Origin of the sequence: Amaricoccus sp. (assembly GCF_036846665.1) — a bacterium.
In the GTDB taxonomy this organism is placed as follows: Bacteria; Pseudomonadota; Alphaproteobacteria; order Rhodobacterales; family Rhodobacteraceae; genus Amaricoccus.
This window is the reverse complement of sequence record NZ_DAIUBO010000275.1, coordinates 1-4,440: the sequence shown is the minus strand read 5'-3', so window position 1 is coordinate 4,440 and position 4,440 is coordinate 1. Positions and strand designations below refer to the sequence as shown.

At 69.1% G+C, this 4,440-nt stretch carries 6 protein-coding genes and 1 tRNA gene; 3 read left to right on the top strand and 4 right to left on the bottom strand.

Annotated features, from left to right (window positions below):
- Positions 1–606, top strand: a 606-nt coding sequence (locus V7050_RS18500) for a DinB/UmuC family translesion DNA polymerase (RefSeq protein WP_442885713.1), incomplete at its 5' end; no start/stop codon positions are given.
- Positions 607–817: 211 nt separating this feature from the next.
- On the opposite strand, the gene V7050_RS18495 is transcribed toward V7050_RS18500, so the two are convergent.
- The gene (locus V7050_RS18495; protein ID WP_324369546.1) at positions 818–1,678 is read right to left on the bottom strand and encodes an N-formylglutamate amidohydrolase; all 861 of its coding nucleotides are present in this window, start codon (positions 1,676–1,678) and stop codon (positions 818–820) included.
- A gap of 120 nt (positions 1,679–1,798) precedes the next feature.
- Here V7050_RS18495 and V7050_RS18490 point away from each other — a divergent pair.
- Positions 1,799–1,873: transfer RNA gene (locus V7050_RS18490), tRNA-Val, on the top strand.
- A 90-nt stretch (positions 1,874–1,963) separates the two neighbouring features.
- On the top strand, positions 1,964–2,089 hold the full coding sequence (gene ykgO / locus V7050_RS18485; RefSeq protein WP_324369544.1) for a type B 50S ribosomal protein L36: 126 nt from the start codon (positions 1,964–1,966) through the stop codon (positions 2,087–2,089).
- Positions 2,090–2,351: 262 nt separating this feature from the next.
- On the opposite strand, the gene V7050_RS18480 is transcribed toward ykgO, so the two are convergent.
- The 3 genes from V7050_RS18480 to V7050_RS18470 form a co-directional block, all read right to left on the bottom strand.
- The gene (locus tag V7050_RS18480; protein WP_324369543.1) at positions 2,352–2,978 is read right to left on the bottom strand and encodes a LysE family translocator; all 627 of its coding nucleotides are present in this window, start codon (positions 2,976–2,978) and stop codon (positions 2,352–2,354) included.
- Between the two features lie 166 nt (positions 2,979–3,144).
- A complete protein-coding gene (locus V7050_RS18475) occupies positions 3,145–3,603 on the bottom strand; it encodes an Hsp20 family protein (protein ID WP_324369541.1) in 459 nt (152 codons plus the stop codon).
- A gap of 123 nt (positions 3,604–3,726) precedes the next feature.
- A partial coding sequence (locus tag V7050_RS18470) for a trypsin-like serine peptidase (RefSeq protein ID WP_324410986.1) occupies positions 3,727–4,440 on the bottom strand: 714 nt, incomplete at its 5' end.

Below are 4,440 nucleotides of genomic sequence, written 5' to 3'. Positions count from 1 at the left end.
GGCGGGGCCGCGGTGCGGGCGCTGGAGGCCGGGGGGCTGCGCGGCTTCGCCGCCCTTCGCCCCCGCGACCGCAAATGGCTGATCCGCCGCTTCGGATCGCTCGGCGACCGCCTCTGGCATCTCGCCCAGGGCGCCGACGACCGCCCCGTCACCCCCGACCGGGCCATCAAGTCGATCTCCCACGAGACCACCTTCGCCGAGGATCTCGCCGACGAGGGGACCCTGCGCTGGCATCTCTGGTCGCTCGCCGAGCAGGTCTCCGCCCGCGCCAAGGCCAAGGGACTGGGCGGCCGCACCGTGACGCTGAAGCTCAAGCGGGCCGACCACCGCATCCTCACCCGCCGCCAGGCGCTGTCCGCCCCGAGCCAGATGGCCGAACGGATCTATCGGATTGCCCTGCCTTTGCTGCGCCGCGACATGGGTCAGGCGCCCTTCCGTCTGATCGGAATCGGCCTCGCCGGGCTGGTTCCTGAAGCCGCCTGCGACCCCGGCGACGATTTCCTCGACCGCTCCGGCACCCGTATTGTCGCTGCCGAGCGTACAGCCGACCGGATTCGCGCCAGATTTGGTCGCGACTCGATCCGATTCGGCCGCTCGATCCGCTAGGAACCTGCCCTGAGCCGGGCATTTGCCCGAAATTTGGGCGGGATCTCCGCTCAGGCGCTTTTTTCGGGTTTTTTTGCACTGCACCCGTTGACTATGCTGCGGCGCGACATAAACTCATATCCGTGATGCGTTGCATCATACACGCCCTATGGGCGTTTCCTCCCTAAACTTGGGCCGTGCCTCGTGCACGGCCCCTTTTTTTCCGAAGCCGCTATTCCGCCGCCACGCGCATCTCGCGGGGCCCGAGCGCGCTCAACCGGGCGACCGCGGCACCGATCCGGCCCCGGATCGCCTCGAAGCAGGCCAGCCGCTCGACCCGCGCCTCGTCCATGTAGAGCGCCCGGTCGATCTCGATCTGCAGCGCATGCACGCCCATCCGCGGTCGCCCGTAGGCCTGGGTGATGTAGCCCCCCGCGAAGGGCGCGTTGCGCGCGACCGCGAAGCCCGCCGCCGTGAAGATCTCGGTGGCGGCGTCGACGAGCCAGCGGTCGCAGGCCGCGCCGAAACGGTCGCCGAGGATCACGTCCGGCCGCCGGCCCCAGACCACCGGCGCCGAGGCGAGCGCGTCATGGGGCATGGAATGGCAGTCGAAGAGGATGGCGCTGCCGAAGCGCGCCCGCGCGCCGTCAATCAGCGCGGCGAGTTCGGCGTGATAGGGATGCCAGTAGCTCGCGATGCGCCGCTCCGCCTCGGCGAGCGTCAGCTTGCCTTCGATGATCGGGCGTCCCTCGGCGACGACCCGCGGGATGACCCCGAGCCCCGCCACGATCCGCGGATTGACGCCGCGCCGCGCCGCACCGTCGATCAGCACCGGATCGAGGTCCTCGGGGCCGCGGTTGAGGTCGAGAAAGGCCCGCGGCACCCGCGCCGCGAGCAGGGGCGCGCCGCATTCCGGCGCCCGCGTGAAGAGCTCGTCCACGAAGGCATCCTCGGACGAGCGGATCTGCAAGGGATCGAGCCGGCTCGATCCGAGGAAGGCGGCCGGATAGTCCCGCCCGCTGTGCGGGGAATTGAACACCGCGCAGGATGTGCGCTCGACCGGCATCCGTAGCGAAAAGACCTGCTCGTTCATTCGGCAACCCCGGAGGCGACGGCGGAGTATAGCCTCTCTGGGCCGTGAGGCAAAATCACTTGAACCCCATTGCGGCTGCGTATATGGACGCGGCATCGAAGCGGAGCCACTCCGTTCTTCGGGCGTATAGCTCAGCGGGAGAGCACTTCGTTGACATCGAAGGGGTCACTGGTTCAATCCCAGTTACGCCCACCATTTCCCCGGCGATCATCCGGGGCGCGCCCGCAAGGGCCGTCTGAAACCCGAGGCGCAGGCCGGGCCGCGCGCCGCAAGAGGAGAGAGGCCATGAAGGTCAGAAACTCGCTTCGCTCCCTGAAGCAGCGCCACCGCGATTGCCGCGTCGTGCGCCGCAAGGGGCGCATCTTCGTCATCAACAAGACCCAGCGCCGCTTCAAGGCCCGCCAGGGCTGATCGTCGCCGCAGGATTGCGTCAGGGGCCGCGCCCGCCCGGACGCGGCCTTTCTACGTCGGGACGGAGGTCCCGCGCCCCGACTGGGGCTGCCCCGGCGCAACCTGCGCGCTCGTCCCGGCGGCCCTTTCGTCCGACCCGCGCCGCATCGACGGGATAGGCAAATGGCCGCGCGGGGCACGGAATCGACTCCGCGGCCAAGACGGGGTCGCGTCCGGGCATTCCGGCTCCGTGGGGCCTCGCTGCTGCCGGACGCGTTTCAGCCTATCGCTGCTGCAGCGCCAGACGGATCCCGAGGGCGCAGTAGACGCCTCCAACGACCTTGCCCTGCCATTTGAGAACCGTGGGATTCCGTCGGAGGAAATTGCCGAGACGGCCTGCGGCGAGCGAGTAGGCGACGGTGCTGAAGAGCCCGATCAGCGCGAAGGTCAGGCCCAGGATCGTCAGTTGCAGGACAATGCGACCTTTCTCCGGCGCAACGAACTGCGGCAGGAAAGCCAGAAAGAAAAGGGCGGTCTTGGGGTTCAGGACCTCGGCCAGAATCGCCTGCCGGAACGCCTGGGGTGCGGAGATCGGGACGCGGCCTTGCCCGAGGTCGACCGCTCCCTTCTCGAAAGCCGCCTTCAGGCCGAGATAGACCAGATAGGCCGCACCGAGATACTTCACGATGGTGAAGAGCGTCGCGGAGGCCGCGATGATCGCTGAGATGCCGACCACGGCCATGATGGTATGCAGGAAGTCGCCAACGGTGATGCCCGCACCCGTCGCGATGCCGACCTTCGTTCCGGACGTCGTCGCGCGAGCGACCGTCAGCAGGGTTGCCGGGCCGGGGACGAAGACAAAGCCGAGAACGATCAGAGAGTAAGCAACCAAGACCTCCGGCGCGATCATCCGGCGCTCCCCATCTATGCCCGAATGCTCAGAAGCTCACATTCCACCATCGAAGGCAAGCATCGGCACTGGGCATTCGCCCCGCACCGATGGGTCCTTGCAGGGGACAGAAAAGGAAACGGCCCGCCGGGGCGGGCCGTTCGGGCATCTCGTGGAGGCGGCGGGCTCAGGCGGCGGCTTCGGCCTTGCCCTCGATCGCGGATTTGCCCGCGATCTCGATCTTGCGCGGCTTCAGCGCCTCGGGCACCTCGCGCACGAGGTCGATGTGCAGCAGACCGTTCTCGGTCACCGCATTCTCCGCCCGCACATGGTCGGCGAGCTGGAAGCGCCGCTCGAAGGCGCGCGTGGCGATGCCGCGATGCAGGAAATTGGCCTTGTCCTCGGATTCGGCCTTGCGCCCGGTCACGACCAGCTGGCCGTCGCGGGCCTCGATGGAAAGCTCGGTCTCCGAGAACCCGGCCACGGCGATGGTGATGCGATAGGCATCCTCGCCGGTCTTCTCGATGTTGTAGGGCGGATAGGCGTTCGAGCCCACGTCGGAGGCCATGACCTGGTCGAGCACGGAGGCGAGACGGTCGAAGCCGACGGTCGAACGATAGAGGGGGGTGAGGTCGAAATGACGCATGATGCATCCTCCTTCAGAAGCGATACAGGGTTCGGACCTTCCCTCGGGACAGGCCCTTTGCAGTGGAAACGGCCCGCTCCGCGGCGCCGGACAGCGATTATCTGGGATGGCCCGCCGGGGCTTTCAAGGCTCCGAAGCAGGTGATGTGCCTGCGGAATCCGGCACCGCCCCGGCGAGCGCCGCCTCGAGCGCCGCAAGCTCGGGCGCGGCCAGCACCGCCAGCGTCACCTCGCCGCCCGAGACCGTCGCCCCGATCGAGGAGACCACCGCCCAGAGCTCCCTGCCCGCCTTGCCGAGCACCAGCACCGGCGCGCCCGAGGCGCCCAGATTGACCTCGCAATCGAGTGCGGCCACCTCACGGATGCGCGCGACGATGCGGCAGCCGTCCTGGATCGAGGCCGCCTGCGCCCGGTCGCGGGCATAGGAGACGATCTCGATCACCGCCCCGTCCCCGGGCATCGGACCGGGGCGGAAGGCGAGCGCCTGCTCCGCCGGGATGGCGGCGTCGAGCTCCAGGAGCGCGATGTCCCGTCGCAGGTTCTCGAAGCTCGGCTCGCCGTCATAGACGTAGTCCGGCGGGACCGCCGCCCGCGCCACGCCGCGCAGCGCCGCATGCGCGTCGCGGCGCAGCCCGGCGACGAAGCGCAGCTCGGCGAGCGGCACCGGCCGGAACGTGCGGGGATGATAGAGGCAATGCGCCGCCGTCACCGCGAGCCGGTCCGAGACGAGCGCCGCGGTGCAGAACCGCCGGCCCGCCACGTTCAGCCGGCCGACGCCACGGAAATCCGCCGCCTCCGCCTCGCCGAGCATGCGCCGCGCCCGCCCGTCATCGGCGGG